Consider the following 24,352-nt stretch of genomic DNA (forward strand, 5'->3'; position numbering starts at 1 on the left):
CCACAGGATCCACATATTCTTAACAGATACTAACCATGGGTCAAGTGGCGGCAATGTGGAGTTCATCCCCACCCCGCCTCAGGTACATCCCCGCTTAAAGCAGGGTCATGGGGATGTTTATAGTTCTGCCACCGCACTTAGTTCTGACACTGCACCGCTCGTTTCAGTTGGGCCGGAATCCCCCCTACCCGGGCCCCGCAAACTCCGCGCACGCGGAGCCCGTGAGGAGAGGAACCGCACCCGATGTCACACAGCGCCACGACCGAGCCCCGGCGTGCCCGAAAGTCGACCGACCGCCGCAAGAGCACACCGCCCCGCAAGAGACGCCGGGGGCGGATAATCCTGCTGTCGGCGCTGGTCCTGGTGCTGGCGGCGGGCGGTACCGCCTACTGGCTCTACAGCGGCATCGACGGCAACATCAAGGGCGTCGACATCGACAGGGCGATCGGCGACGACCGGCCGGAGAAACTGCCCACATCGGGGCAGAACATCCTGATCCTCGGCTCGGACTCACGCGCCGGCGCCAACGCGAAACTGAACACCGGCGCGGTCTCCGGCGCCCGTTCGGACACCGCGCTGGTGATGCACATACCAGAGGGACGTAAGAAGGCGGTCGCGGTCAGCATCCCGCGCGACACCCTGGTGACCCGCCCCAAGTGCGCCAAGTCGGACGGCTCCTCGGTCGCGTCGGCCAAGCGCGTGATGTTCAACTCCATCTACTCCCAGGTCGGTCCGGCCTGTGTGGTGAAGACGGTGGAGCAGATGTCCGGGGTCCGGATGGACCACTACGTAGAGGTCGACTTCGCCGGTTTCAAGAACCTGGTGGACGCGATCGGCGGCGTGAGCGTCACCGTCGACCAGGACATCGACGACACCTCCAGCGGTCTGCACCTGACCAAGGGCACCCACAAGCTGGACGGCACCCAGTCCCTCGCGTTCGTCCGCACCCGGCACGGCATCGGCGACGGCAGCGACCTCGGCCGGATAGGCCTCCAGCAGCAGTTCATGCTCGCGCTGCTCACCGAGATCCAGAAGCAGGACCTGCTGGGCAGCCCGGTCAAGGCGTACAAGATCGCCGACCAGCTCACCGCCGCGCTGACCACCGACTCCGACCTCGCCTCGCTCACCAAGCTCGCGGAGTTCGGCCGCAGCCTCAACGGCGTCAACCCGTCCACCATGGAGACGATCATGCTCCCGGTGTCGTACGACAAGGTCGACCCGAACCGGGTGGTGGCCGCCGAACCCCAGGCGGGCACGCTGTGGAAGGCGCTCCGGACGGACTCGGAGATCCCCGAGTCGGCCAAGAAGTCCCCGGCGACCGGCGGTTGAGCCGCCCGTAGGCTCAGAGGTCGGACCAGGCGCCGAGGTTCAGCCCCGCGCCCGGCTCCTGCCGGGCGACTCTCGGCGTGCCGTCGGGGGTGATCACCGCCATGACGACGCGTCCGTGGCCGTCCCTGGCCAGCGCCGGAGAGCCCACGCAGGGCTCGGTGAGCGCGTACCACCACAGGCCGTTGCCCTCGTCCCCGGCACCGCCCACGCCGAACACCACGTGTCCGTCCTGGTCCCGGTACGCGAGAACGACGCAGTCGTAACCGTCCACGGTCGTGCGCAGCGTCGCGTACGGCCGCCGCGCCGGGGAGCCGCCCAGCGGAGTCGGCCAGCCGCCGGCCCGCCAGGACATCGCGGCGCCGCTGTCGGCGTCGGTCCAGAAGAAGGTGGCCTGCTCCGGGCCGGTCTCCACCGCGGCGACCGTGCCGGGCGAGGTCCGCAGCGCGAAGCCGCGCGGGCCCGTGAAGTCACCGCCGGCCTCGAGCTGCCGCCAGACGAACACGCCGGTCTCGGCGTCGACGCACACCTCGATCCGGCCGCCGGACAGGGCCACCGGCGCGGGCCACGGGCCGATGCCGGCGCCGTGCAGTTCCTCCCAGGTCCGCCACTTGCCGTTCGTCGCCTCGCGGCGCAGCACCAGTTCGCCGTGCGCGCCCCGGGCGAAGACATGCACAGCGCCGTCCGCCGCGACCGCGCCGACCGGCGGGCCCAGCAACAGCCCCTGCTCCCGGTCCTTGTGCGGGTTGCCCAGCGAACGCCAGTCGGTGAAGGCGAGCCCCGTCTGGTACTGGATCGCGTGCACGACGTCCATCGTGCGGACCCCGTCGGCGCCGGTGCGCTCCCTGCGGCCGAGGAAGTGGACGTAGGAGTCGGCGCCCTGGACCACCGTCAGATGGGTCAGACCGGCGACGGGCACGACATGGGGTCCGCTCCAGCCGGATCCGGCCACGGTGTTCTCGGTCCAGCGCAACAGCCCGCTCTCGGTCGGCGCGTAGAGGCTGAGCCGGCCGTCCCGGCCGAGGGTCAGCCAGTCGCCGTGGGCCGCACCGGATGCGGCCGGTCTCGGGGCCCGGGCGTCCGCCCCGGCCGACTCCGACGCCTTCTTCCGCATCACGTGCCGCACTCCCTCGAAGCCGACGCGTCATGCGTACGGACTGGCTGAAACGCCGATCATCATATGTCGCCCGCGCGGATGTTCCAGGGCGGTACCGACGGATGTGGGGGCCTGCGACCAGGAGGTCAGACCTCCCGCCAGGCCTCCAGCGCCAGCCCCGCCTCCGCCTTCCGCCGGGTGACCAGGAGCTGACCGGTCGACGGCGACACCGTCGCGGCGGCCACCCGCTCGTCCTCGTCCAGGGTGAGGGAGACCTCGGCGTCCGCCGGGAGCTGGTCGCCCGACTCGGTCCACCAGGCGCCGGCCGACTCCTGTTCCGTGGGGTACGCGGCGAAGGCGACCCGGCCGCTGGCCGAGCGCTGGGCGAGCAACGTGCAGTCGTAGCCGTCGAGTTCGCAGCGGACGACGGAGACCGGGCCGGGACCTGCCGAGGCGAGGAGGGGGATCGGCTTGCCGCCGGGGCGCCAGGCGGACAGGTCACCGGAGTCGTCGGTGTAGAAGAGGGTGGTGCTCTCCGGGGAGGTGGCCAGCGCGCGGAGCGTGCCGGGGCGGACGCGGGCCTCCATCGCCTCCTCCAGCACCGGTTGCGTGCCCGGCTCCACTTGACGCCAGTGCAGGATCGCGCCGGACACCGCCGCGTACAGCTCGACCGTGCCGGACTCCCCCGTCACCGCCGCCAGGTCCTCGTGGACGTCACTCCCCTTGAGGTCGCGCCACGGGTCCCAGCCGCCCTTCTCCCGCTGGGCCAGCATGCTCACCCCGCCCGCGGTGTTCCGCACGAAGACATGGGCGCGGCCCTGCGCGTCGACCGCGAGTGCCGGTACGCCGGTGCGGTCGCCCTTCTTGTCGGGGTGGCCGATCGGGGTCCAGTCGAGGGCCGCGAGCCGGGGCCGGAAGTGGGTGGAGTGGACCAGGCCCGACTCGCCGGGCGCCGTGGGGCGCCAGGACACGAGGTGGGCGTAGCCGTCCGCGCCCTGTCCGATGCCGAGCAGCCCCGGGTGCAGCTTCTGGTCGCCGCCGATCCTGCGCGGGGCGCTCCAGAGGCCGCCGGAGGCGGGTTCCGCCCGGCACAGGAGGGCGTCGCCCGAGGGCAGATACACACTGAGCCGGCCGTCACGGCCGCGGAGGAGCCAGTCGCCGTTCACCTGTTCACTGTAATTGGGGCGGGCGCTCGCGCACGGGGCACCCCCCGGCCCGCATGCGACCCTTGCCCCATGGACGAGGACACTCCCCTGCTGGTGATCGTCGACGGCGCCAATGTCGTCGGGTCGGTGCCCGACGGCTGGTGGCGCGACCGCAAGGGTGCCGCCGAGCGTCTCCGCGACCGGCTCGCGAGCGACGGTCTGCCGGGCCGCACGGACCCCGTGGAGCTGGTCCTCGTCGTGGAGGGCGCGGCCCGCGGTGTGGCGTCCGTCCCGGGCGTACGGGTGGTCTCGGCCCCCGGGAGCGGCGACGACCGGATGGTCGAACTGGTCGCCGAGGCCGCGGGCCGGCCGTGCCTGGTGGTGACCGCCGATCGTGAACTGCGGCGCAGGGTCACGGAGTTGGGCGCTGATGTCACCGGGCCGCGCAGCGTACGCGGCTGAACGTCCGTCCTGGCGTGCGGAGTTGATCTGGACGTCATGCGGCCCGGTAACTCCCCCTCGTGGAGCGGGACTTACCGGGCCGACGGTCAACTGGTGTGCCTACGAGGCGTTTCCGCCCGACGGTGTGGTGGACTCGCCCGCCTCCGCAGCCTGTTGCAGACCCAGGCGGCTGTGCGTACGGCCGTAGAAGTAGTAGACGACGAAGCCGATCGCCATCCAGATGGCGAAGCGGAGCCAGGTCTCGGCGGGGAGGTTGAGCATCAGCCAGAGGGAGGCCAGGACCGAGACGACGGGGAGGGCCGGGACCAGGGGGGTGCGGAAGGAGCGGGGCAGGTCCGGGCGCTTGTTCCGGAGGATGACCACGCCGATCGCGACCACGATGAAGGCGAACAGGGTGCCGATGTTGACCAGTTCGGCGAGTTCGCTCAGGCTCGTGAAGCCCGAGACGATCGCGATGATCACGCCGAGGAGGATGGTCGGGCGGTAGGGCGTGCGGAAGCGCGGGTGGACGTGCGAGAAGAAGCGGGGCAGCAGTCCGTCGCGGCTCATCGCGAAGAAGACCCGGGCCTGGCCGAGCAGCAGGATCATGCACACCGTCGTCAGGCCGATCGCGGCGCCGAAGCTGATCAGGCCCGCGAACCACGGGTGTCCGGTGGCCTTGAACGCGTCGGCGAGGGGCGCGTCGATCGACAGCGAGCTGTACTTCTGCATGCCCGTCACGACGACCGCGACGGCGACGTACAGCGTGGTGCAGATGATCAGTGAGCCGAGGATGCCGCGCGGGACGTCGCGCTGCGGGTTGCGGGTCTCCTCGGCCGCGGTGGCGACGACGTCGAAGCCGATGAAGGCGAAGAAGACCACGGAGGCGGCGGTGAAGATGCCCATGACGCCGAAGTTGGAGGGCGCCCAGCCGAACATCAGCTGGATCAGCGGGGCCTTGAGGTTGCCGCCCGCCTCCACGGCCTGCGACTTGGGGATGAAGGGCTTGTAGTTGTCGCCCTTGATGAAGAACGAGCCGGCGATGATCACCACGAGCACGACGGCCACCTTGATGGCGACGACGACCGAGGTGACCCGCGCGGAGAGCTTCATGCCGAGCACGAGGATCGCGGTGAGGACCAGGACGAGCGCGGCGGCGAGGATGTCGAAGCCGAAGCCGTGCGCTCCGTCGCGGCCGCTGAGCGCCTCGGGCAGATGCCAGCCCGCGTTGTCCAGCAGCGAGTGGATGTACCCGGACCAGCCGACGGCCACCACCGCCGTGCCCAGGGCGAGTTCGAGGACCAGGTCCCAGCCGATGATCCAGGCGGGGAACTCGCCGAGCGAGGCGTACGAGAAGGTGTACGCCGAGCCCGCGACCGGGACCGTGGACGCGAACTCGGCGTAGCAGAGCGCCGCGAGGGCACAGACGACGCCGGCCACGACGAAGGACAGGGCCACCGCTGGGCCGGCGGTGTTCTTGGCGGCCGTGCCGGTGAGGACGAAGATGCCGGTGCCGATGACCACGCCGACACCGAACACGGTCAGATCCAGGGCCGAGAGGGATTTTCTGAGCGCGTGCTCGGGTTCCTCGGTGTCCTGGATGGACTGTTCGACTCTCTTCGTCCGGAAGATGGTGCTGCTCACGGGTGTACCTCCCACGCTTGGCGTCCTCGACATGATCGAGAGGGGGCGATGTGCGTATGCCCCGACGCGGGCGGGTTCACGCGAATGGGCCGCTTCCACCACTGCAAAGGGTGGTGGAAGCGGCCCGTTCGGCGGTGCGGCCGTGCCTCAGTCGCGTGCGGACTCCACGGAGTCGACCTCCGCGGTGGGCCGGTCGAAGCGGCCGTCCAACTTCGAGACCAGGCCGGTGACCTGGCGGGCGATGTCGGGGGCGGTGAGGCCGATCTCCGTCATCACCTCGGCGCGGGAGGCGTGGTCGAGGAAGCGCGGCGGGATGCCGAAGTCGCGGAGCGGAACGTCCACGCCCGCGTCGCGCAACGCCTGTGCGATCGACGAACCGACGCCGCCGACACGGGAGTTGTCCTCGACGGTGACGACCACCCGGTGCTGCTCCGCGAGGGGGGCCATGGCCTCGTCGACGGGCTTGACCCAGCGCGGGTCGACGACGGTGGTGGTGATGCCCTGTTGGTCGAGGAGGGCGGCGATCTCGAGGCACATCGGCGCCAGCGCGCCGACCGAGACCAGCAGGACGTCCGGGGCGTCGGTGCCGGGCGCGCGCAGCACGTCCATGCCGCCGACCCGGCCCACGGCGGGTACGGCCGGTCCGACCGCGCCCTTGGAGAAGCGGACCACGGTCGGCGCGTCCTTGACCTGGACGGCCTCGCGGAGCTGGGCCCGGACCTGGTCGGCGTCGCGCGGGGCGGCGAGCCTGAGCCCCGGGACGACCTGGAGGATCGACATGTCCCACATGCCGTTGTGGGAGGCGCCGTCGGTGCCGGTGACACCGGCCCGGTCGAGGACGAAGGTCACCCCGCACTTGTGCAGGGCCACGTCCATCAGCACCTGGTCGAAGGCGCGGTTGAGGAAGGTGGCGTAGACGGCGAAGACGGGGTGCAGTCCCCCGGTGGCGAGGCCGGCCGCGGAGACCGCGCCGTGCTGCTCGGCGATGCCGACGTCGTAGATGCGGTTCGGGAAGGCGTCGGCGAACTTCTTCAGGCCGACGGGCTGGAGCATCGCGGCGGTGATCGCGACGATGTCCTCGCGCTCCTGGCCGAGGGCGACCATCTCGTCGCCGAAGACGGAGGTCCAGTCGGCGCCGGAGGCCTTGATCGGGAGGCCGGTGTCGGGGTGGATGGGGCCGATGCCGTGGAAGCGGTCGGCCTCGTCCTGGAGGGCGGGCTGGTAGCCGCGGCCCTTCTCGGTGAGGACGTGGACGATCACCGGGCCGCCGAAGCGCTTGGCGCGGGCGAGCGCGGACTCCATCGCCTCGATGTCGTGGCCGTCGATCGGGCCGACGTACTTGAGGCCGAGGTCCTCGAACATGCCCTGCGGGGCGATGAAGTCCTTGAGGCCCTTCTTCGCGCCGTGCAGCGTCTCGTAGAGGGGCTTGCCGACGACCGGGGTGCGCTCCAGGAGGTCCTTGCCGCGGGCCAGGAAGCGCTCGTAGCCGTCGGTGGTCCGCAGGGTCGCCAGGTGGTTCGCGAGGCCGCCGATGGTCGGTGCGTAGGACCGCTCGTTGTCGTTGACGACGATCACGAGCGGGCGGTCCTTGGCGTCGGCGATGTTGTTCAGCGCCTCCCAGGCCATACCGCCGGTCAGCGCGCCGTCACCGATGACCGCGACCACGTGGTCCTCGCGTTTCAGCACCTGGTTGGCCTTGGCGAGGCCGTCGGCCCAGCCCAGCACCGTCGAGGCGTGCGAGTTCTCGATGACGTCGTGCTCGGACTCGGCCTGCGAGGGGTAGCCGGAGAGGCCGCCCTTCATCTTCAGCTTCGAGAAGTCCTGGCGGCCGGTGAGCAGCTTGTGGACGTAGGACTGGTGGCCGGTGTCCCACAGCACCCGGTCCTTCGGCGACTCGAAGACGCGGTGCAGGGCGATGGTCAGCTCGACCACACCGAGGTTCGGGCCGAGGTGGCCGCCGGTCTTGGAGACGGCGTCGACGAGGAAGGTCCGGATCTCCTCGGCCAGCTGGTCCAGCTGCTCCAGGCTGAGCCGGTCCAGATCGCGCGGTCCCCTGATGCGGGTCAGCAGCGGCACCCGTGCCTCCTTGCAGTAGAGCTGATCGAGCTGTTGCCGGGCGTGTCGAGTCTAATGTTCCGCCTTTGCGGACGACGCCCGGGCTGTGCGTCATACGTCACGCGATCGGCTGTACCCAAGAACGGTCTTTCCTATGACCTTTCTACGACATGACTGTGCCCGGTACCTCGATCGGTACCGGGCACTCGTCCGAACGGGTGCGGATCAGCCGCGCCCGGACGCCTTCTGGCTCTTGCGGGACACCGAGTCGATGACGACCGCGCCGAGCAGAACACCGCCGGTGATCATGTACTGGATCGACGTGTTCATGTTCAGCAGGTCGAGACCGGTCTGGATCGACTGGATGACGAGCATGCCCAGGAGGGCGGACCAGACCGTGCCGCGACCGCCGAAGAGGCTCGTACCGCCGATGACCGCGGCCGCGATGGCCAGCATCAGGGTGTTGCCGCCGCCGGCGTTGAGCGTGGCGCTCTGGGTCTGACCGGCGAAGAACATACCGCCGACCGCCGCGAAGCCACCGGAGATGGCGAACACGGTGATGCGGATCAGCGGCACGTTGATACCGGCACGGCGCGCGGCCTCGATGCCGCCGCCGACCGCGAAGACCTTGCGGCCGTACGGGGTACGGCGGAGCACGAAGTCCACGATCACCAGGGACACCAGGAAGATCACCAGGGCGTTGGAGACACCGGCCGAGGAGTTCAGCACGTACGCGGTGACGAACGCGGCCACGGCGAGCAGGCCAACCCGCAGCCCGATCTCGCTGGTGGGCCGGAAGGGCACCCCGGCGGCCTTGCGGCGGCGCTGGTCGACGAGCGAGCCGTAGAGCAGGGAACCGACGCCGAGGGCGGCCAGGATGTAGGCGCCCGCGATGGACTGGTCCATGAAGAACGAGCTCTGGCCGAGCAGGTGCACCGGGCCGCTGTCGGTGATGTTGATCGTGCCGCTCGAACCGAGCAGCCACAGCATCAGACCGTTCCAGCCGAGGAAGCCGGCCAGGGTGACGACGAACGCCGGTACGCCGATCCTCGCGAAGAAGAAGCCGTGCAGCGCGCCGATGCCGATGCCGGTGACGATCGTGAGGACCAGCGCCAGCCAGCCGTTCATCCCGTGGTTGACCACGAAGACGGCGAACAGGGTGGACGCCAGACCGCTGACCGAGCCGACCGACAGGTCGATCTCGCCGAGCAGCAGCACGAAGACCAGGCCGATGGCGAGCATGCCGGTGGCCGACAGGTAGTAGCTGATGTTGGACAGGTTGTCCGCGCTCAGGAACCGGCTGTTCTGCGACTGGAAGATGATGCCGATGACGATCAGGCCGGCGACGACCGGCAGCGAGCCGAGTTCACCGCCCTTGACCTTGCGCTTGAACTCGGTGATGTAGCCCTTGAAGCCCTCTTCGCGGACCAGCAGCCGCGGGTCGACGACGGTGGCGGACGCGGCCGCCGCCGTGGGGTCGTCCGCGGGAGTCGCGTTGGCCGTGGCCACCGCGTCCTTCTTCACGGTGTTGGACGTCTCGCTCACTTTGCCGCCTCCGTGCTGCGCACCGCACGACGGGTCACGGCGTTGTCCGTGGCACCGGTGATCGCGGCGATGATCGTTTCCTGACTGGTGTCCTTCACCGGGAAGGAGCCGTTGTTCTTGCCCAGGCGCAGCACGTTGACGGTGTCGGCGACCGCCTTCACGTCGGCCATGTTGTGGCTGATGAGGATGACGCCGAGATTGCGCTCGCGCAGCCGCTCGACCAGGTCGAGGACCTGCGCGGTCTGCTCGACGCCGAGGGCGGCGGTGGGCTCGTCGAGGATGACGACCTTGGGGTCACCGATCAGCGCGCGGGCGATGGCGACGACCTGCCGCTGACCGCCCGAGAGGCTGGCGATCGGGATGCGCACGCTCGGGATGCGGATCGAGAGCGTGCTCAGCAGCTCACGGGAGTTCTTCTCCATCGTGACCTCGTCGATCACACCGCGGTGCAGCAGCTCACGCCCGAGGTAGAGGTTGCCGACGACGTCGAGGTTGTCGCAGAGCGCGAGGTCCTGGTAGACGGTGGCGACGCCGAGTCCCTGGGCGTCGTGCGGCTTGTTGATGCTGACCGGGTTGCCCTCCCACTCGATGACTCCTTCATCGATGGGGTGCACTCCGGCGATGGTCTTCACCAGGGTGGACTTTCCTGCGCCGTTGTCGCCGACCAGGGCGACGACCTCTCCGGCGTGAACCTCCAGCTCTACTTCGGTGAGGGCCTGCACCGCACCGAATCGCTTGGAGACTCCGCGCAACGCCAGCACGGGCGTAGCGGACACGTGAACCATCTCCTTCGCCGCCTGACCGGCGGGGATGCCGCGCTTGTCGAAAGACGCGGAGGGTTGTGCCTAGGCACAGATTTACAAGATGAACATGCGCGCGGCCGATGCCTGTTGGCAACGGCTGCGTTCGCACAGGTTCCGATCGGCGCCCGCCCCACAGCGGGGTTGGAAGGTGGGGCGGACGCCGAAGGGGGTCTGTCACCGCGGGGCGGCGGCTGCACCGCCGGGCGGTGTTACTGCAGACCGGCCGCCTTGCACGCCGCGGCGTAGTCGGCGGTGCAGATCTGCGCGACGGTGTAGAGACCGTCCTTGATGACCGTGTCCTTGATGTTGGCCTTGGTGACCGACACCGGGGTCAGCAGCTGCGAGGGCACCTTGTTGCCGGAGCCGCTGGTCTGGGTCGTGGTGGCGAGCGAGGAGATGCTCTTGCCCTGCGCCAGGTCGACGGCGAGCGTGGCGGCCGCCTCGGCCTCCGGCTTGAAGGCCTTGTAGACGGTGCTGGACTGGGTACCGGCGACGATGCGCTGGATACCGGCGAGCTCCGCGTCCTGACCCGTCAGCGGGATGCCGCTGATCTTGGCGCCCTTGAGGACGGTGGCGATGCCACCGGCCATGCCGTCGTTGGCGGAGTAGACGCCCGCGATGTTCTTGGCACCGAGCTGGGTGATCGCCGCGGACATCTTCTGCCCGGCGACGCTGTCCTTCCACAGGCCCGACTGCTCGTAGGCGATGTCGACCTTGCCGTCGAGGGCCTCGTGGGCGCCCTTCTTGAACTGCGCGGCGTTCGGGTCGGCGTCGTCACCGTTGATCATGACGATCTTCGACTTCGTGGTGGCCTTCGAGCCCAGCGAGGTGAGGAGCGCCTCGCCCTGGAGCTTGCCGACCTGGACGTTGTCGAAGGAGACGTACGCGGAGACCGGGCCCTGGGCCAGACGGTCGTAGGCGACGACCTTGATGCCCTTGTCGACCGCCTGCTGGATCGAGGACTTGATCGCGGCGGAGTCCTGGGCGCTGATCACGATGACCTTGACGCCCTTGGTGATCATCGTGCTGACCTGCTGGGCCTGCGTGGCGGCGCTGGCGTTGGCGTTGGCGTACTGGACGCTGCAGCCGGAGCAGAGCTCCTTAACCTTGGCCTCGAAGTACGGCTTGTCGAACTTCTCGTACCGAGTGGTGACGCTGTCGGGCAGGAGCAGACCGATCGAGGCGTTGGTGCCGCCCGAGGAGCTGGAGCTGCTGCTGTCGGACTTCTTGTCGTCGCCGGCCTTGCCACAGGCGGCCACCGAGACGGCCATCGTGGTGGCGATGAGAGCAACGGCGGCACGACGCATACGCGTGTTCACTTTAAACCTCCCTGACGAGGCCGCGTCGTTGCGGCCGAGGTGGCTGGAAGTCAACTCGGCCGCGCGTTCGGCGTCAAGAAGTAAATACTTAACGAGATGGCAACGGCGTCGTGCGTTCTCTAAGTGAAGACAGGTGTCGCTGCGGTCAGCGACCCGTCCAAAAGGGTCGAATCGCCCATCTCGCTGAGTGCGAGAGCGAGCGCTCCGAGCACTTCCGCACGGCCTCCAAGTGCCCCCGGGAGAACGGAAAGTTGACGCGCCGCACTGGGGATCGCGTAGCGGCCGACAGACTCCCTGATCGGCCCGAGCACCAGCTCACCGGCCTCGGCGAGATCGCCACCGAGGACCACTCGGCTCGGGTTCAGCAAATTGCAGAGATTGGCGACTCCACTGCCGATGTGGCGGCCGACGTCGGCGATCACCCGACGGCAACCAGGGTCTCCGTCCCGTGCCAGCCGTACGACTCCCTCCATGGTCAGGTCGGTGCCGTGGCTGGACTGGAGCAGCGGCAGCACATAGCGCGCGGCCGTGAAGGTCTCCAGGCAGCCCCGGTTTCCGCAACGGCAGACAGGGCCGGACTCATCAAGAGTAATATGCCCGATTTCTCCCGCTGTGCCACCCGGGCCCCGGTAGATCGTCCCGTTGATGACCAGTCCCGCGCCGACCCCGCTCGCGACCTTGATGTACGCCAGGTCCCGTACGCCCCGGCCACTGCCCCAGACCAGCTCACCGAGGGCGCCGAGGTTCGCGTCGTTGTCCACGTGCACCGGTACGCCCAAACGGCTGCCCAGCTCCTCGGCGGGTCTGATGCCCGACCAGCCCGGCAGGATGGCGCCGGAGCCCAGAGTGCCCGACTCCACGTCGATCGGTCCGGGCACGCCGAGGCCCACCCCGGCGATCTTGGAACGGTCCACTCCGGTGGCCTCGATCAGCCGGTTGACCAGCTCTTCCGCCCGGTCGAAGCCCTGGCTGGAGGAGGCGTCCACGTCGAGCGGCTCGGACTCCTCGGCCAGCACCTGATGGGCCAGATTCCCGACCGCGACGCGCAAATGCGTGTGCCCGAAGTCCACGCCGATGACAATGCCGGCGTCCCCGCTCAGCGACACGCTGCGGGCCCGGCGGCCACCCGCCGAAGTCGGTGTGACCTCGACCGTTCCGCCGTCCTTGAGTTCGCGCACGATGTTGGAGACGGTCGCGGCCGACAGGCCCGTCGTCCTCGCGATCTCCGCCTGCGTCAGCGACCCGGCCAACCGCACCGCTCGCACGACCCGTTCGAGATTGGCTCGGTGCAGTGACGACTGCGACCCCGGAGTCTCCACGACGACCTCCTGCGCGCGGGACCGCATCGATGAGGCCCCGTCTATGTCCAACTAGTGAACTCTAAGCTGAGCTGTTCGGGTTGCCTCCCGTCAAGAGGTTGAACCGCATCCGGGTTCTCGGACACATACGTGACCACCACTCCCGGCCTGCCGGGAGCGGTGGTGGAACGATCACTTCCTGTCACGTTCTCCAGGTGTGCTACTTCAGGGTCGCCGAGGTCAGACCGGACTGCACCTGGCGCTGGAACGACAGGTAGACGACCAGCATCGGGATCATGGCGATCGTGACCCCCGCGAAGAGAACGGGCAGGTCAGAGGCGTAGCCCTGCTGCTGCTGGAGCTGGATGAGCCCCTGGGTGAGGACATAGCGCTCGGGGTCCGAGCCGCTCTGCGGCTGCATCAGGACCGTCGGCAGGATGAACTGGTTCCACTGACCGAGGGTGTTGAAGATGCCGACACTGATCAACCCGGCCTTGGCCATCGGCAACATCACTTGGAAGAACGTCCGGGTGTGCGAGGCGCCGTCGAGGATCGCCGCCTCGAAGACCGCGGTGGGCAGCGTCCGGAAGAACGCGTGCATGAAGAACACCGTGAACGGCATCGAGTAGGCGATGTAGACCAGGATCAGCCCCTGGTACGTGTTCAGCATGTCGAGCCGCTTGACCATGAAGAACAGCGGCACCAGCGCGAGGAACACCGGGAACATCGCGCCGGCGACGAAGAAGTAGTACAGCAGCCGGTTGCCCCAGAACTGGTAGCGGGCCAGCACGTACGCGGCCATCGAACCGAAGAGCATCGTCAGCGGGACCGAGAACACCAGCACGATCAGGGTGTTGAGGAAGTAGTCGCCGATGCCCTTGCTCCAGGCCCGCCGGAACACGTCGAACGACCAGTTGTGCGGCCAGCCGAAGGCCGAGTTGCCGATCTGCACGTCGGTCTTGAACGAGCTGAGCACCAGCCACAGCAGCGGCAGCACGATCAGCAGGGCCCACAGGGCCAGGAAGCCGTGCGAGAAGACGTTCAGTACGACGCCCTCGCCGCGGGGTTCACCGGACCGGGCAGGGGACTTCCCGGCCGACGGCTGCGGCGGGACGGTGCCGCCCGTGGGGGCGGTCTCCTTCAGGGGTGCGCTCATCGTCGTATGTCTCCCGCTCAGAACTCGATGCGCTCACGGCGGGTGGCGCGCAGCGTGACCACGGACAGGACCAGGGTGAGCAGCAGCATGACGACGCCCATCGCGCAGGCGTAGCCGCTCTTCCCGAAGTAGAGGAAGTTGCGCATCATCACGGTCGACATGACGTCGCTGCCGTGGTCGGGACCGCCTCCGTAGGCGCCCATGTTCGAGGTCATGGAGGAGACCAGGACGAACATGTCCATCGCGATGATGCCGAGATACACCCAGGCCGTCTGGACGGTCTCCCACAGGAGCGGCAGGGTGATCCGGAAGAAGGACTGGGAGCGGTTCGCGCCGTCGATCAGGGCGGCCTCGTAGATGTCCCGGGGAATGGACTGCATGGCGGCGGAGAACAGCACCAGATAGAAACCGACGCCGTGCCACACCACGACCGCCATCAGCGCCCACAGCACCACGTTGGGCTCGTTGAGCCATTCCACGGGATTGTTGACGTCCACCAGGTGGAGTTTGATCAGGAAACCGTTGAGCAGACCGCCGCCGTCACTGCGGTACACCGCGTTGAACAGCACCGCGAGAATCGCCAGCGACAGGACCTGCGGGAAGAAGTAGACGATTTTGTAGAACCCGCTGCCGGCGACGCCCTGCACGCCACCGGCCTTGCTGCGGCCGCCCGCGTTCACCATGAAGGCGAAGAAGAGCGCGAGCAGAATGGTGATCACCGGGATGAACACCAGGAACAGGAGGTTGTGCCAGATGGCCTCCTTGAAGACGTCGTCGTGGAGCAGCGCCCGATAGTTGTCCAGTCCGACGAACTTGAAGGTCTGTGACTCGCCCTTCCAGTCGGTCAGCGAATAGCCGAACGTCTGGATGTACGGCCAGATCACGAAGATCAGATAGAGCGCCACGGGAACGAAGAGAAATCCCGCGACGAACCTGTACTGCCCTTTGCGCATTGGCGTTTCCTGCCCCTGGTGTCCCGAGCGTGATCAGGTGGTGCGATCAGGCGTTGTGATCAGGAGTGCACGTTCTTCTTGGACGCCGGGTCCTTGGCCTGCTTGTCGACGGCGGCCTGGCAGCGCTTCAGCCACTCCTTGGGCTGGATGCGCTTGGCCATCAGCTCGTTGGACGCGTTCTGGATGGAGGTGTCCATCTCGCTGTACCAGTCGGGGTACAGGAAGCGGAAGGTGTTCTCGCCGGCCGCCTTGGACGCGTCGACCGTGGACTGCGTGCCCGGGCGCAGGGTGACGCTGGAGTCGACACCGTCCTTGAGGATGGTGAGCGAGTTGGCCTCCTTGGCGAAGAGCGTCGACCACTCCTTGGAGAGCATGTGGCGCATGAACTCCTTGGCGCCGGGGAGGTTCTTGGCCTTCGCGGGGATGATGAAGGGCTCGCCGGAGCCGGCCCGGATCGCCTCGAAGGGCATCTTGCTGTCGGGCAGCAGCGGCATCGGCAGGAACGTCATGTCGAAGTCCGTGGGCGTCAGCTTGAGCTGCTCGTTCTCCAGCCAGGAACCACAGGTGATGAACGCGGCCTTGTACTGGTTCCAGCGGGTCTGCGACTCGGTGTGGGTCAGGCCGTTGGTGCCGGGCATCAACAGGTCCTTCTCGACCACCTCGTAGATCGCCTCGACACCGGCCTGCGCGGCGGCCGAGCCGACGAACGCCTTCGGGTCGAGGTTGTCGATCGCCTTGACGGCGTCGATCCCGCCCTTCTTGGCGATCAGGTCCATGATGGCGACGTTGATGTAGTACGGGTACTTGCCCTGGTGGGCGAGTCCGCCGATGCCGGCCTTCTTGGCCGCCTGGCACACGGCGATGAACTCGTCCCAGGTCTTCGGCGCGGTCCAGCCCTTCTCCTTGAAGAGCTTGCCGGAGTACCACAACCCCCAGACCGTGTAGATGTAGTTGAGGGCGACGACCTTGCCCTCCTGCACACCCGGGTCGAGGGTGCCGGGGATCAGCAGATCGCGCACCTTCTTGGTCGGGTCGTCGATCGCGGGCGCGTCCAGGACCGGCGAGAGGTCGAGCAACTGGCCGTTCTTGTACAGGACGTCGATCTTGATCTGCTGGGCGCCGGAGTCGTCGACGATGTCCGGCGGGTTGCCCGCGTTGAAGCGGGGCTGGAGTTTGCCGGTGATCTCCTGCGTTCCGGTGTGGGTGGACGCGACGCCGATCTTCGTCTTGAAGTTGGCTTCCCACGCCTTCGCGTAGTCGTCGCCGTAACCGCCCTTGAAGACGACGACGTCGAGCGTGCTGCCCTTCTTCACACCGAAGGGATTCGTCTTCGACGTGGTGCCCTTGGTGTTGTCGTCACTGCTGCTGTCGTCCCCGCCACCGCTGGCACACGCGGACAGGAAACTCATCGTGGGTACGGAGATCAGACCGAGTGCGGCCGACCTCTTGATCAGATCACGGCGGCCGACGCCATTGGAACCGTTGTTCTCGGCTGAAGTGGATCCCATGCTCAAGTCCTCGCCTTCAACAGGACTCAGGCGGTGAACCGGATCCTCCCCGGCACCGCGGTCAGGTCGAGCTTGGTCGTGCAGAGGTACTTCGTGCGTGCTGCTGTGAGAGCGGTGTCGAACGCGACAGGTATAGTCCACTTCCCGTCGACAGAGCAAGATCGAATGCAGGGTAGGTTGTCGGTCTTTTCCGAAGTGAGACCTCGCGGAAATATGAACGCCCTGTGTGTTCGATGACGGAGAAATCCCCGTTATTGCCCTCGAATGCCTCACTCAACACCCTTGACACACCAGGGCACTTGACTCCCTACTGTTCCTTGCGCGTCGTAGCTGACAACGTTGTCCAACGTGCAGGGAGGGTTCTCTCGTATGCGTCACAGATGGTGGAGTTCAGCAGTCGCTCTGGCGTTGGTGGTGGGCTCGCAGGGAGTGGCGGTCGCGCTTCCGGGCCGGGCCCCGTCCGGGGGCGGGGAGTTCGCCTCCTCGTTCGAGTCGGGAGATCCGGCACCGGACTGGCTCAACACGGTCGACACCGCGCCGGACGGCACCAAGCGTGCCTCGGGCGTGGACGGCGGCTACAGCACCGGCATCCCCGGCAATGTGACCGACCATGTCACCGACGTCCGGGCGAGTTCCGAGAACACCGGCGGCGGCGAGGTGAAGGAGAACCTCGTCGACGGCGAGTCCGGCACCAAGTGGCTGACCTTCGAGCCCACCGGCTGGGTCGAGTTCGACCTCGACAAGCCCGCCAAGATAGTGACGTACGCCCTGACCTCGGCGAACGACTTCGCCGAACGCGACCCGAAGGACTGGACGCTGTCCGGCTCGACGGACGGCAAGGACTGGAAGCCCGTCGACACCCGCACCGGCGAGACCTTCGCGAACCGCTTCCAGACGAAGTCGTACGACCTCGCCGCACCGGCCGAGTACCAGCACTTCCGGCTCGACATCACGAAGGACAACGGCGCGAGCGGCATCCTCCAGCTCGCCGACGTCCAGTTCTCGACGGGCGGCTCCACCGCGCCGATCCCCGAGGACATGCTCTCGCTGGTCGACCGGGGCCCCAGCGGCTCGCCCACCGCGAAGGCGGCCGCGGGCTTCACCGGGAAGCGGGCGCTGCGCTACGCGGGCCGGCACACGGCCACCGGGCGGGCGTACTCGTACAACAAGGTCTTCGACGTGAACGTGCCGGTCGGCAGGGACACCGCGCTGTCGTACAAGATCTTCCCGCAGATGGCCGACGGCGATCTCGACTACGACGCCACGAACGTCTCCGTCGACCTGGCCTTCACCGACGGCACCTACCTCAGCGACCTCGGCGCGACGGATTCCCACGGCTTCGCGCTGACTCCGCAGGGACAGGGCGCGGCGAAGATCCTCTACGTCAACCAGTGGAACAACGTCCTCTCGCGGATCGGTTCGGTCGCGTCCGGGAAGACCGTCGACCGGATCCTCCTCGCCTACGACTCCCCCAGCGGGCCGGCGAAGTTCCGCGGCTGGCTGGACGACGTGAGCCTCAAGACGGCCGCGCCCGAGAAGCCGAAGGCGCATCTGTCCGACTACGCGCTGACCACCCGGGGCACCAACTCCAGCGGCAGCTTCTCGCGCGGCAACAACTTCCCCGCGACCGCGCTGCCGCACGGCTTCAACTTCTGGACCCCGGTGACGAATTCGTCGTCGCTCAGCTGGCTCTACGACTACGCACGCGCGAACAACGACGACAACCTGCCGACGCTCCAGGCGCTCAGCCTGAGCCATGAGCCCAGCCCCTGGATGGGCGACCGGCAGACCTTCCAGGTGATGCCGTCGGCGGCCTCCGGCACCCCCAACACCGACCCGAACGCACGGGAATTGGCGTTCAAGCACGAGAACGAGACCGCGCGCCCGTACTACTACGGCGTCACGTTCGAGAACGGTCTCAAGGCCGAGATGGCCCCGACCGACCACGCGGCCTCGCTGCGCTTCACCTACCCCGGCGACGACGCGAGCGTCATCTTCGACAACGTCACCGAGCAGGCGGGCCTGACCCTCGACAAGACCAACGGGACCGTCACCGGCTACTCGGACGTCAAGTCCGGGCTGTCCACGGGCGCCACCCGGCTCTTCGTGTACGGCACGTTCGACGCGCCCGTGACGGACGGCTCCTCCAGCGGCGTCAAGGGCTATCTGAAGTTCAAGGCGGGCGCCGACCACACGGTCACCCTGCGCCTGGCCACTTCGCTGATCAGCATCGACCAGGCGAAGGACAACCTGCGCCAGGAGATCCCGGACGGCACCTCCTTCGACACCGTCAAGGCGCAGGCCCAGAAGGTGTGGGACAAGCTGCTCGGCAAGGTCGAGGTGGAGGGCGCCACGCCGGATCAGCTCACCACCCTCTACTCCAGCATGTACCGGCTGTACCTGTACCCCAACTCGGGCTTCGAGAAGGTCGGTTCGACCTACCAGTACGCCTCGCCGTTCTCCCCGATGACGAGCCAGGACACCCCGACGCACACCGGCGCGAAGATCGTGAACGGCAAGGTGTACGTCAACAACGGCTTCTGGGACACCTACCGGACCACGTGGCCGGCGTACTCGTTCCTGACGCCGAGTCAGGCGGGTGAGATGGTCGACGGGTTCGTGCAGCAGTACAAGGACGGCGGCTGGACCTCGCGCTGGTCCTCGCCCGGTTACGCGGACCTGATGACCGGCACCTCCTCGGACGTGGCGTTCGCGGACGCGTACGTCAAGGGCGTGAAGTTCGACGCCAAGTCGGCCTACGACGCGGCCGTGAAGAACGCGACCGTCGTCCCGCCCGCGTCCGGTGTCGGCCGCAAGGGCATGACCACCTCGCCCTTCCTCGGCTACACGAGCACCGACACCAACGAGGGCTTCTCCTGGGCGATGGAGGGCTATGTCAACGACTACGGCATCGCGCAGATGGGCCAGGCCCTCTACAAGAAGACCGGCGAGAAGCACTACAAGGAGGAGTCCGAGTACTTCCTCAACCGGGCCCAGGACTACGTGAACCTGTTCGACAAGCGGGCCGGGTTCTTCCAGGGCCGGGACGCCAAGGGCAACTGGCGTGTGGACTCGGCGAGTTACGACCCGAAGATCTGGGGTTACGACTACACGGAGACCGACGGCTGGGGCTACGCCTTCACCGCCCCGCAGGACAGCCGGGGCCTGGCCAACCTCTACGGCGGCCGGAAGGCCCTCGGCGACAAGCTCGACGAGTACTTCGCCACCCCGGAGAAGGCCACGTCGGCGACCGTCGGTTCCTACGGCGGTGTCATCCACGAGATGACGGAGGCCCGCGACGTCCGCATGGGCCAGTACGGCCACTCCAACCAGGTCGCCCACCACGTCACGTACATGTACGACGCGGCCGGCGAGCCCTGGAAGACCCAGAAGGACGTCCGTGAGGTGCTCTCGCGCCTCTACACCGGCAGCGAGATCGGGCAGGGCTACCACGGCGACGAGGACAACGGCGAGCAGTCGGCCTGGTACCTCTTCTCCGCGCTCGGCTTCTACCCGCTGGTGATGGGCAGCGGCGAATACGCCATCGGCTCCCCGCTGTTCACCAAGGCGACCGTCCACCTGGAGAACGGCAAGGACCTGGTCGTCAAGGCACCGAAGAACAGCACGAAGAACGTCTATGTCCAGAGCCTGAAGGTCAACGGCAAGGCCTGGACCTCGACTTCACTCCCCCACTCGCTGCTGGAGAAGGGCGGAGTGCTGGACTTCTCGATGGGCTCCAAGCCCTCGTCGTGGGGCAGCGGCAAGAACGCGGCGCCGGTGTCGATCACCAAGAACGACAAGGTGCCCACCCCTCGCAGCGACCAACTCGTGGGTACCGACGCCCTGTTCGACAACACGTCGGCCACGGCCGCGACGGTGAGCTCGGTGGACCTGCCGGTCGCGAGGGCCACCAAGGGCGTCCAGTACACGCTCACGTCGTCGGCGGACCACACGCAGGCGCCGACCGGCTGGACCCTCCAGGGCTCGACCGACGGCAGCAAGTGGAAGACGCTCGACCAGCGTTCCGGGGAGTCCTTCACCTGGGACCGGCAGACGCGCGTCTTCTCGATCAAGTCACCTGGCTCGTACGGGTATTACCGCCTGGTGCTGACCGGCCCGTCGACCCTCTCGGAGGTGGAGCTGCTCGGCTGAGGGCCGCTCACGGCACGGGGAGGCGGGGCAGCAGTCGCCGCAACGCCTCCGCGTGCTGATGGACCCGTTTGAGCACACCCCGTCTGGTCGACGCGAAGACGGGGACGTCCTGGGCGGGTCCGCACGCGGCGGCCTGGTACAAGTCGTCGAGCCACGCCCCGCTCCCCCTGGTGCCGTCCGGCGCCAGGGGGATCAGTCGCGTCAGGACCTCCGATTCGGCGCCGCCCAGGAACCAGACGCGCACCATCAGGTCGGCGCGCAGATATCGCAGACCGCCGTCTATGTCCTCGGGCGGCGCGAAGCCCTCGTCCCCCACCAGGAACGCGAAGGCCGTGCGCGCCTCGGCCCGGAACTCCTCGGGCAGTTGCGGCCGTTTCACCATCTGCGGATGCTCGCACGCGCCGATGTGCCCCCGCCACCGAAACCGGCGAGGGCACACATAGTGGACGTCAGTTCACCGCAAGGGTGAACACATGCAGATCCGGGTCGTCCGGAAGTGTCACGCTCTTGATGGTCTTGCCCGTGGGCGCCGCGAACGGCTTGGTGGCGAACACATAGGTGACGACCGGGTCTTTGTCCGCACCCGCGACATTGCGGTACGCGGTCCTGGCGACGATCTCGTTGCCGTACTGCACGGTGCCGCCGCCCCCGCCGACCGTCCAGTCGGTGAAGGACAGGTCGACCAGGTCGGTGCTGCCGTCGGTGTAGGTGACGGTCGCCTTCGTCTGCTGGTTGCCGTTGACCGCGCTGCCGACGAAGGACAAGTGGGCGGCGGGCTGCGGGAGTTGGACGGTCTGACCGGCCGCCGAGACATTGTCCGGGCGCCCGTTCGGCGAGTTCGGCCAGGTGAAGCCGAGCCCGTCCACCGTGCCCGTGCCGCCCGGAGTCAGCCCGGCAGCCGCGAGCGCCTGGAGGGAGTAGCTCCAGCCGCCTCCGTCGTAGTCCGCCTCGTCGTGCTCACCGGAGTCGTCGGAGACACCGGTGTTGTTGTAGGCGGCGAGGAGAGTGCCGGGCGCGGCGACCGTGAGGGACACCGGCTGCTCGTACGACGTGTCGCCCGAGGTGACGGTGACCTTCACGTCGTAGAAGCCCTGTGTGACGTCCTCGGCGGCCGTGAGGGTGATGTCCTGGGAGCCGTCGACGACCGTGCCCTGTGCGGGAGTTGCGGTGACTCCGGGGGGCGTCTCGACGCTGTAGCGGACCTCGGGTCCGGTGCCGCCGCTCAGGGCCAGGGCCTTGATGTTGACCTTGGTGCTGTCGCCGGGTGCGAGGGTCGCGGCGGTCGGACCGACGCCGATCTGGTACGGCTGTTCGCCGGTGCGGAAGGACGGCGGGGCGTCGGCGGGGGCGCTGCCCCAGGTGCGGTTCGGGGTGGTGGAGAGGGTGTAGTCGAGGGTGCCGCCGTTCCTGACGATCGATGAGGAGAGCCAAGGACGCTCGCTGGTACGGCCGTTGACCTTCAGGGACTGGATGTACGGGGCGTCGGTCGCGGCGCCCTTCGCGCGGATGGAGATGTCGTTGCCGTGGGGGCGCTTGATCTCGATGCGCTCGAACAGCGGTGAGGCGAGGGTGAGTTCGGCGCGGGAGGGAACCTGGGGGTACATGCCGAGCGCGGAGAAGACGTACCAGGACGACATCTCGCCGAGGTCGTCGTTGCCGGGGATGCCGGCCGGGTCGGTCGTCCAGAGCTGCTTCATGGCCGCCCTGACGGTCTCCTGGGTCTTGTAGGGCGCGCCCGCGTAGTCGTACAGGTAGGGGACGTTGACGGACGGCTCGTTGTCCAGCTCGGACTTGTCGCCGCCGCTGCCGGTGAAGGCCCAACTCCCGTCCGCCTCATGGAAGAAGGAGTCGAGGCGGGCGAGTGCCTTGTCCGTGCCGCCCATCGCCGCGAACAGCCCGGCGGGGTTGTGCTGGACCATCCAGGTGTACTGGGCGGCCGTGCCCTCCACGAAGCCGTTGCCGGTGCCCGGCGTGAAGCCGGTGACCCAACTGCCGTCCGCCTTGCGGTTGGCGATGTAGCCGCCGGTGGGGTCGGCGGCGATGTTGAAGTTGTTCTGCCACCACTGGGCACGCTTGGCGAAGTCGGCCGCCGTGCGCTTCTTCCCGGCCGCCGTGGCGAGTTGGGAGAGCGCGAAGTCGGCCGTGGACATCTCCAGCGTCTCGGCGGCGCCGCCCCAGGCGTTGGAGACGGACGGCATGTAGTGGAGCTTCAAGTACTTGTCGAGGGAAGGGCGTTGGCCCGCGGAGAGGACCGGCTTGCCCGCGGAGGACAGGTCCTGCGCGGTCGGTACGGTCGCCGCCTGCACGAGGGAGGCGAGGGCCCCCTTGAGGTCGAAGTCGGTGCCGCCGAAGGCGCGGATGCCGGCCAGGGCGGTGGGTGAGGGGTCGCCGTTCATGACGTGGGTGCCGCTCGCGCCGTGCAGCCAGCGGTCCCAGATCCCGCCGTTCTGCTGGGCGAGTTCGTAGAGGGACTGCGCGATGTCCGAGCCGGTGCGCGGGCTGAGCAGGGTGAGGAGCTGGACCTGCGAGCGGTAGATGTCCCAGCCGGAGAAGGTGCCGTACTGCGCTTGATGGCCCCGACCGACCTTGTGCACCTTGCCGTCGCTGCCTGTGTATCTGCGGTCGGCGTCGCTGATGACGTTGGGGTGCAGGAGGGAGTGGTAGAGCGCGGTGTAGAAGGTGGTGCGCTCGGTGTCGGTGCCGCCACCCACCTTGATCGCGCCGAGTTGGTCGCGCCAGGCGCGGTGGGCCGCGTCCTCGACGGCGTCGAAGCTGCGCTTCGGCGGGTTCTCCGCCGCGAGGTTGGCCTTGGCTCCGGCCTGACTGACGTACGAGACACCGACCTTGACGCCGACCGGCCCGGTGCCGGGCTCGAACTCGACGTACCCGCCCGCGCCCTTGCCCGCGACGGGACGGCCGCCGTTGGTGAAGCCGCCCGTGCCGCCGGTCGCGGACGTCGACCCCGGGGTCAGCCTGTCGTCCTGCCAGGTGCCGGTGGTCTTGAAGGCGCGGTCGAAGGTGGCGGTGAAGTACAGGGTGTAGTAGGCGCGTTGGCCCTCGGGGTCGAGGTAGCCGCAGAAGTTGCCGGAGGTGACCGAGCCGGAGACCGTGCGGGTCGCCGGGTCGATGGTGACCGACGAATCGGTGGAGCCCACCTCGGAGTTGGCGGTACGGATCAGGAGGGAGGCGGGCTTGTCGGCGGGGTAGGTGAAGCGGCCGGAGCCGGTCCGGGCGGTCGCGGTGAGGTCGGCGGTGACTCCGGAGGCGAGGCCGACCTTGTAGTGGCCGGGTTCGGCGGTCTCGGCGGTGTGGCTGAAGTCGGAGGCGTAGACGGCGTCCTTGGTGTCGCTCGCGGGCGACGAGGTCACCTCACCGGCGTAGGGGAAGAACGGGATGTCGCCGCTGCCGCCCGCGCAGCCCGTGCCGGACATGTGGGTGAGGCTGAAGCCGCGGATGCGGGTGGCGTCGTACTGGTACCCCCCGGGCGCGGCGGTGCTGGTCGCGCTGCCTCTGGTGTTCTCCGGGCTCCAGGAGAGCATGCCGAAGGGCACGACGGCGCCGGGGAAGACGTTGCCGCCGTTCTTGGTGCCGATCAGCGGATCGACGTAGGCGCTGGGGTCCTTGACGAGTTGTGGTGGGGCGGCGGTGGCCGCCAGGGCGGGGGTGGCGCCGCCGAGCGCGAGTGCGGCGGCCAGTGCCGCGGCAGGCAATGTTCGCCCAACACGGAGCGGCGTTCGGTGCGTACTCTCGGCGTGCCGGCCGGAAGCCCTCGTACTGGACGTACTTGGGCTTTCCGCCGGTGCGGCGAGAGTGCGTGCCGGGCGTCGCGACGGGGCGGACATTGCCTGTCGCGGCGCTGACAACAGGGACATGGGACGGAAACGCATGACGCGGCCCCTCCTCCTTCGGAC

Annotated in this window: 16 protein-coding genes; 3 read left to right on the forward strand and 13 right to left on the reverse strand. The window is 68.2% G+C overall.

Annotation, left to right across the window (positions count from 1 at the left end; translation table 11 throughout):
- Positions 1–243: 243 nt before the first annotated feature.
- Complete coding sequence (locus JHN63_RS11315) at positions 244–1,329, forward strand: LCP family protein (RefSeq protein WP_200679313.1); 1,086 nt, start codon at positions 244–246, stop codon at positions 1,327–1,329.
- A gap of 13 nt (positions 1,330–1,342) precedes the next feature.
- On the opposite strand, the gene JHN63_RS11320 is transcribed toward JHN63_RS11315, so the two are convergent.
- Entirely contained in the window at positions 1,343–2,440 is a 1,098-nt protein-coding gene (locus tag JHN63_RS11320; protein WP_200679421.1) for a hypothetical protein, read from the reverse strand.
- A 128-nt stretch (positions 2,441–2,568) separates the two neighbouring features.
- The gene (locus JHN63_RS11325) at positions 2,569–3,588 is read right to left on the reverse strand and encodes a hypothetical protein (RefSeq protein WP_200679315.1); all 1,020 of its coding nucleotides are present in this window, start codon (positions 3,586–3,588) and stop codon (positions 2,569–2,571) included.
- 69 nt (positions 3,589–3,657) lie between these two features.
- On the opposite strand from JHN63_RS11325, the gene JHN63_RS11330 reads away from it, so the two are divergent.
- Entirely contained in the window at positions 3,658–4,029 is a 372-nt protein-coding gene (locus JHN63_RS11330) for an NTP pyrophosphohydrolase (protein WP_200679317.1), read from the forward strand.
- Positions 4,030–4,128: 99 nt separating this feature from the next.
- Here the strand turns inward: JHN63_RS11330 and JHN63_RS11335 are convergent, their stop codons facing one another.
- From JHN63_RS11335 to ngcE, 9 genes are all read right to left on the reverse strand, one after another.
- Positions 4,129–5,652, reverse strand: a complete 1,524-nt coding sequence (locus tag JHN63_RS11335) for an amino acid permease (RefSeq protein ID WP_200679319.1) — start codon at positions 5,650–5,652, stop codon at positions 4,129–4,131.
- 147 nt (positions 5,653–5,799) lie between these two features.
- A complete protein-coding gene (gene dxs, locus JHN63_RS11340; protein ID WP_200679321.1) occupies positions 5,800–7,728 on the reverse strand; it encodes a 1-deoxy-D-xylulose-5-phosphate synthase in 1,929 nt (642 codons plus the stop codon).
- A 204-nt stretch (positions 7,729–7,932) separates the two neighbouring features.
- Entirely contained in the window at positions 7,933–9,252 is a 1,320-nt protein-coding gene (locus JHN63_RS11345) for a sugar ABC transporter permease (protein ID WP_200679323.1), read from the reverse strand.
- Positions 9,249–10,037, reverse strand: coding sequence for an ATP-binding cassette domain-containing protein (locus JHN63_RS11350; RefSeq protein ID WP_200679325.1), 789 nt, complete (start codon positions 10,035–10,037; stop codon positions 9,249–9,251). The genes JHN63_RS11345 and JHN63_RS11350 overlap by 4 nt, the downstream gene beginning before the upstream one ends.
- 227 nt (positions 10,038–10,264) lie before the next feature.
- Complete coding sequence (locus JHN63_RS11355) at positions 10,265–11,362, reverse strand: sugar ABC transporter substrate-binding protein (protein WP_200679423.1); 1,098 nt, start codon at positions 11,360–11,362, stop codon at positions 10,265–10,267.
- Positions 11,363–11,493: 131 nt separating this feature from the next.
- Positions 11,494–12,693: an ROK family transcriptional regulator gene (locus JHN63_RS11360; protein ID WP_200679327.1), complete on the reverse strand. Its 1,200-nt coding sequence runs from the start codon at positions 12,691–12,693 to the stop codon at positions 11,494–11,496.
- A 199-nt stretch (positions 12,694–12,892) separates the two neighbouring features.
- On the reverse strand, positions 12,893–13,828 hold the full coding sequence (locus JHN63_RS11365) for a carbohydrate ABC transporter permease (protein WP_200679329.1): 936 nt from the start codon (positions 13,826–13,828) through the stop codon (positions 12,893–12,895).
- A 17-nt stretch (positions 13,829–13,845) separates the two neighbouring features.
- The gene (locus JHN63_RS11370) at positions 13,846–14,781 is read right to left on the reverse strand and encodes a carbohydrate ABC transporter permease (protein ID WP_200679331.1); all 936 of its coding nucleotides are present in this window, start codon (positions 14,779–14,781) and stop codon (positions 13,846–13,848) included.
- A gap of 59 nt (positions 14,782–14,840) precedes the next feature.
- Positions 14,841–16,289 (reverse strand): N-acetylglucosamine/diacetylchitobiose ABC transporter substrate-binding protein, encoded by a 1,449-nt coding sequence (gene ngcE, locus JHN63_RS11375; protein ID WP_200679333.1) that lies wholly within the window; start codon positions 16,287–16,289, stop codon positions 14,841–14,843.
- 369 nt (positions 16,290–16,658) lie between these two features.
- Here ngcE and JHN63_RS11380 point away from each other — a divergent pair, with 369 nt between their 5' ends.
- Positions 16,659–20,441: a GH92 family glycosyl hydrolase gene (locus JHN63_RS11380; RefSeq protein ID WP_200679335.1), complete on the forward strand. Its 3,783-nt coding sequence runs from the start codon at positions 16,659–16,661 to the stop codon at positions 20,439–20,441.
- A 7-nt stretch (positions 20,442–20,448) separates the two neighbouring features.
- Here the strand turns inward: JHN63_RS11380 and JHN63_RS11385 are convergent, their stop codons facing one another.
- A complete protein-coding gene (locus JHN63_RS11385) occupies positions 20,449–20,823 on the reverse strand; it encodes a hypothetical protein (protein WP_200679337.1) in 375 nt (124 codons plus the stop codon).
- Positions 20,824–20,890: 67 nt separating this feature from the next.
- The gene (locus tag JHN63_RS11390; protein WP_200679339.1) at positions 20,891–24,151 is read right to left on the reverse strand and encodes a GH92 family glycosyl hydrolase; all 3,261 of its coding nucleotides are present in this window, start codon (positions 24,149–24,151) and stop codon (positions 20,891–20,893) included.
- Positions 24,152–24,352 lie beyond the last annotated feature (201 nt).

Source organism: Streptomyces sp. MBT65 (assembly GCF_016612545.1).
Lineage (GTDB): Bacteria > Actinomycetota > Actinomycetes > Streptomycetales > Streptomycetaceae > Streptomyces.

Bases quoted from the DNA above. Each gene is read 5' to 3' on its own strand.
- JHN63_RS11320 (WP_200679421.1), bottom strand. From the start codon at position 2,440: ATGCGGAAGAAGGCGTCGGAGTCGGCCGGGGCGGACGCCCGGGCCCCG.
- JHN63_RS11355 (WP_200679423.1), bottom strand. From the start codon at position 11,362: ATGCGTCGTGCCGCCGTTGCTCTCATCGCCACCACGATGGCCGTCTCG.
- JHN63_RS11330 (WP_200679317.1), top strand. From the start codon at position 3,658: ATGGACGAGGACACTCCCCTGCTGGTGATCGTCGACGGCGCCAATGTC.
- JHN63_RS11365 (WP_200679329.1), bottom strand. From the start codon at position 13,828: ATGAGCGCACCCCTGAAGGAGACCGCCCCCACGGGCGGCACCGTCCCG.
- JHN63_RS11385 (WP_200679337.1), bottom strand. From the start codon at position 20,823: ATGGTGAAACGGCCGCAACTGCCCGAGGAGTTCCGGGCCGAGGCGCGC.
- ngcE (WP_200679333.1), bottom strand. From the start codon at position 16,289: ATGGGATCCACTTCAGCCGAGAACAACGGTTCCAATGGCGTCGGCCGC.
- JHN63_RS11350 (WP_200679325.1), bottom strand. From the start codon at position 10,037: ATGGTTCACGTGTCCGCTACGCCCGTGCTGGCGTTGCGCGGAGTCTCC.
- JHN63_RS11370 (WP_200679331.1), bottom strand. From the start codon at position 14,781: ATGCGCAAAGGGCAGTACAGGTTCGTCGCGGGATTTCTCTTCGTTCCC.
- JHN63_RS11315 (WP_200679313.1), top strand. From the start codon at position 244: ATGTCACACAGCGCCACGACCGAGCCCCGGCGTGCCCGAAAGTCGACC.
- JHN63_RS11380 (WP_200679335.1), top strand. From the start codon at position 16,659: ATGCGTCACAGATGGTGGAGTTCAGCAGTCGCTCTGGCGTTGGTGGTG.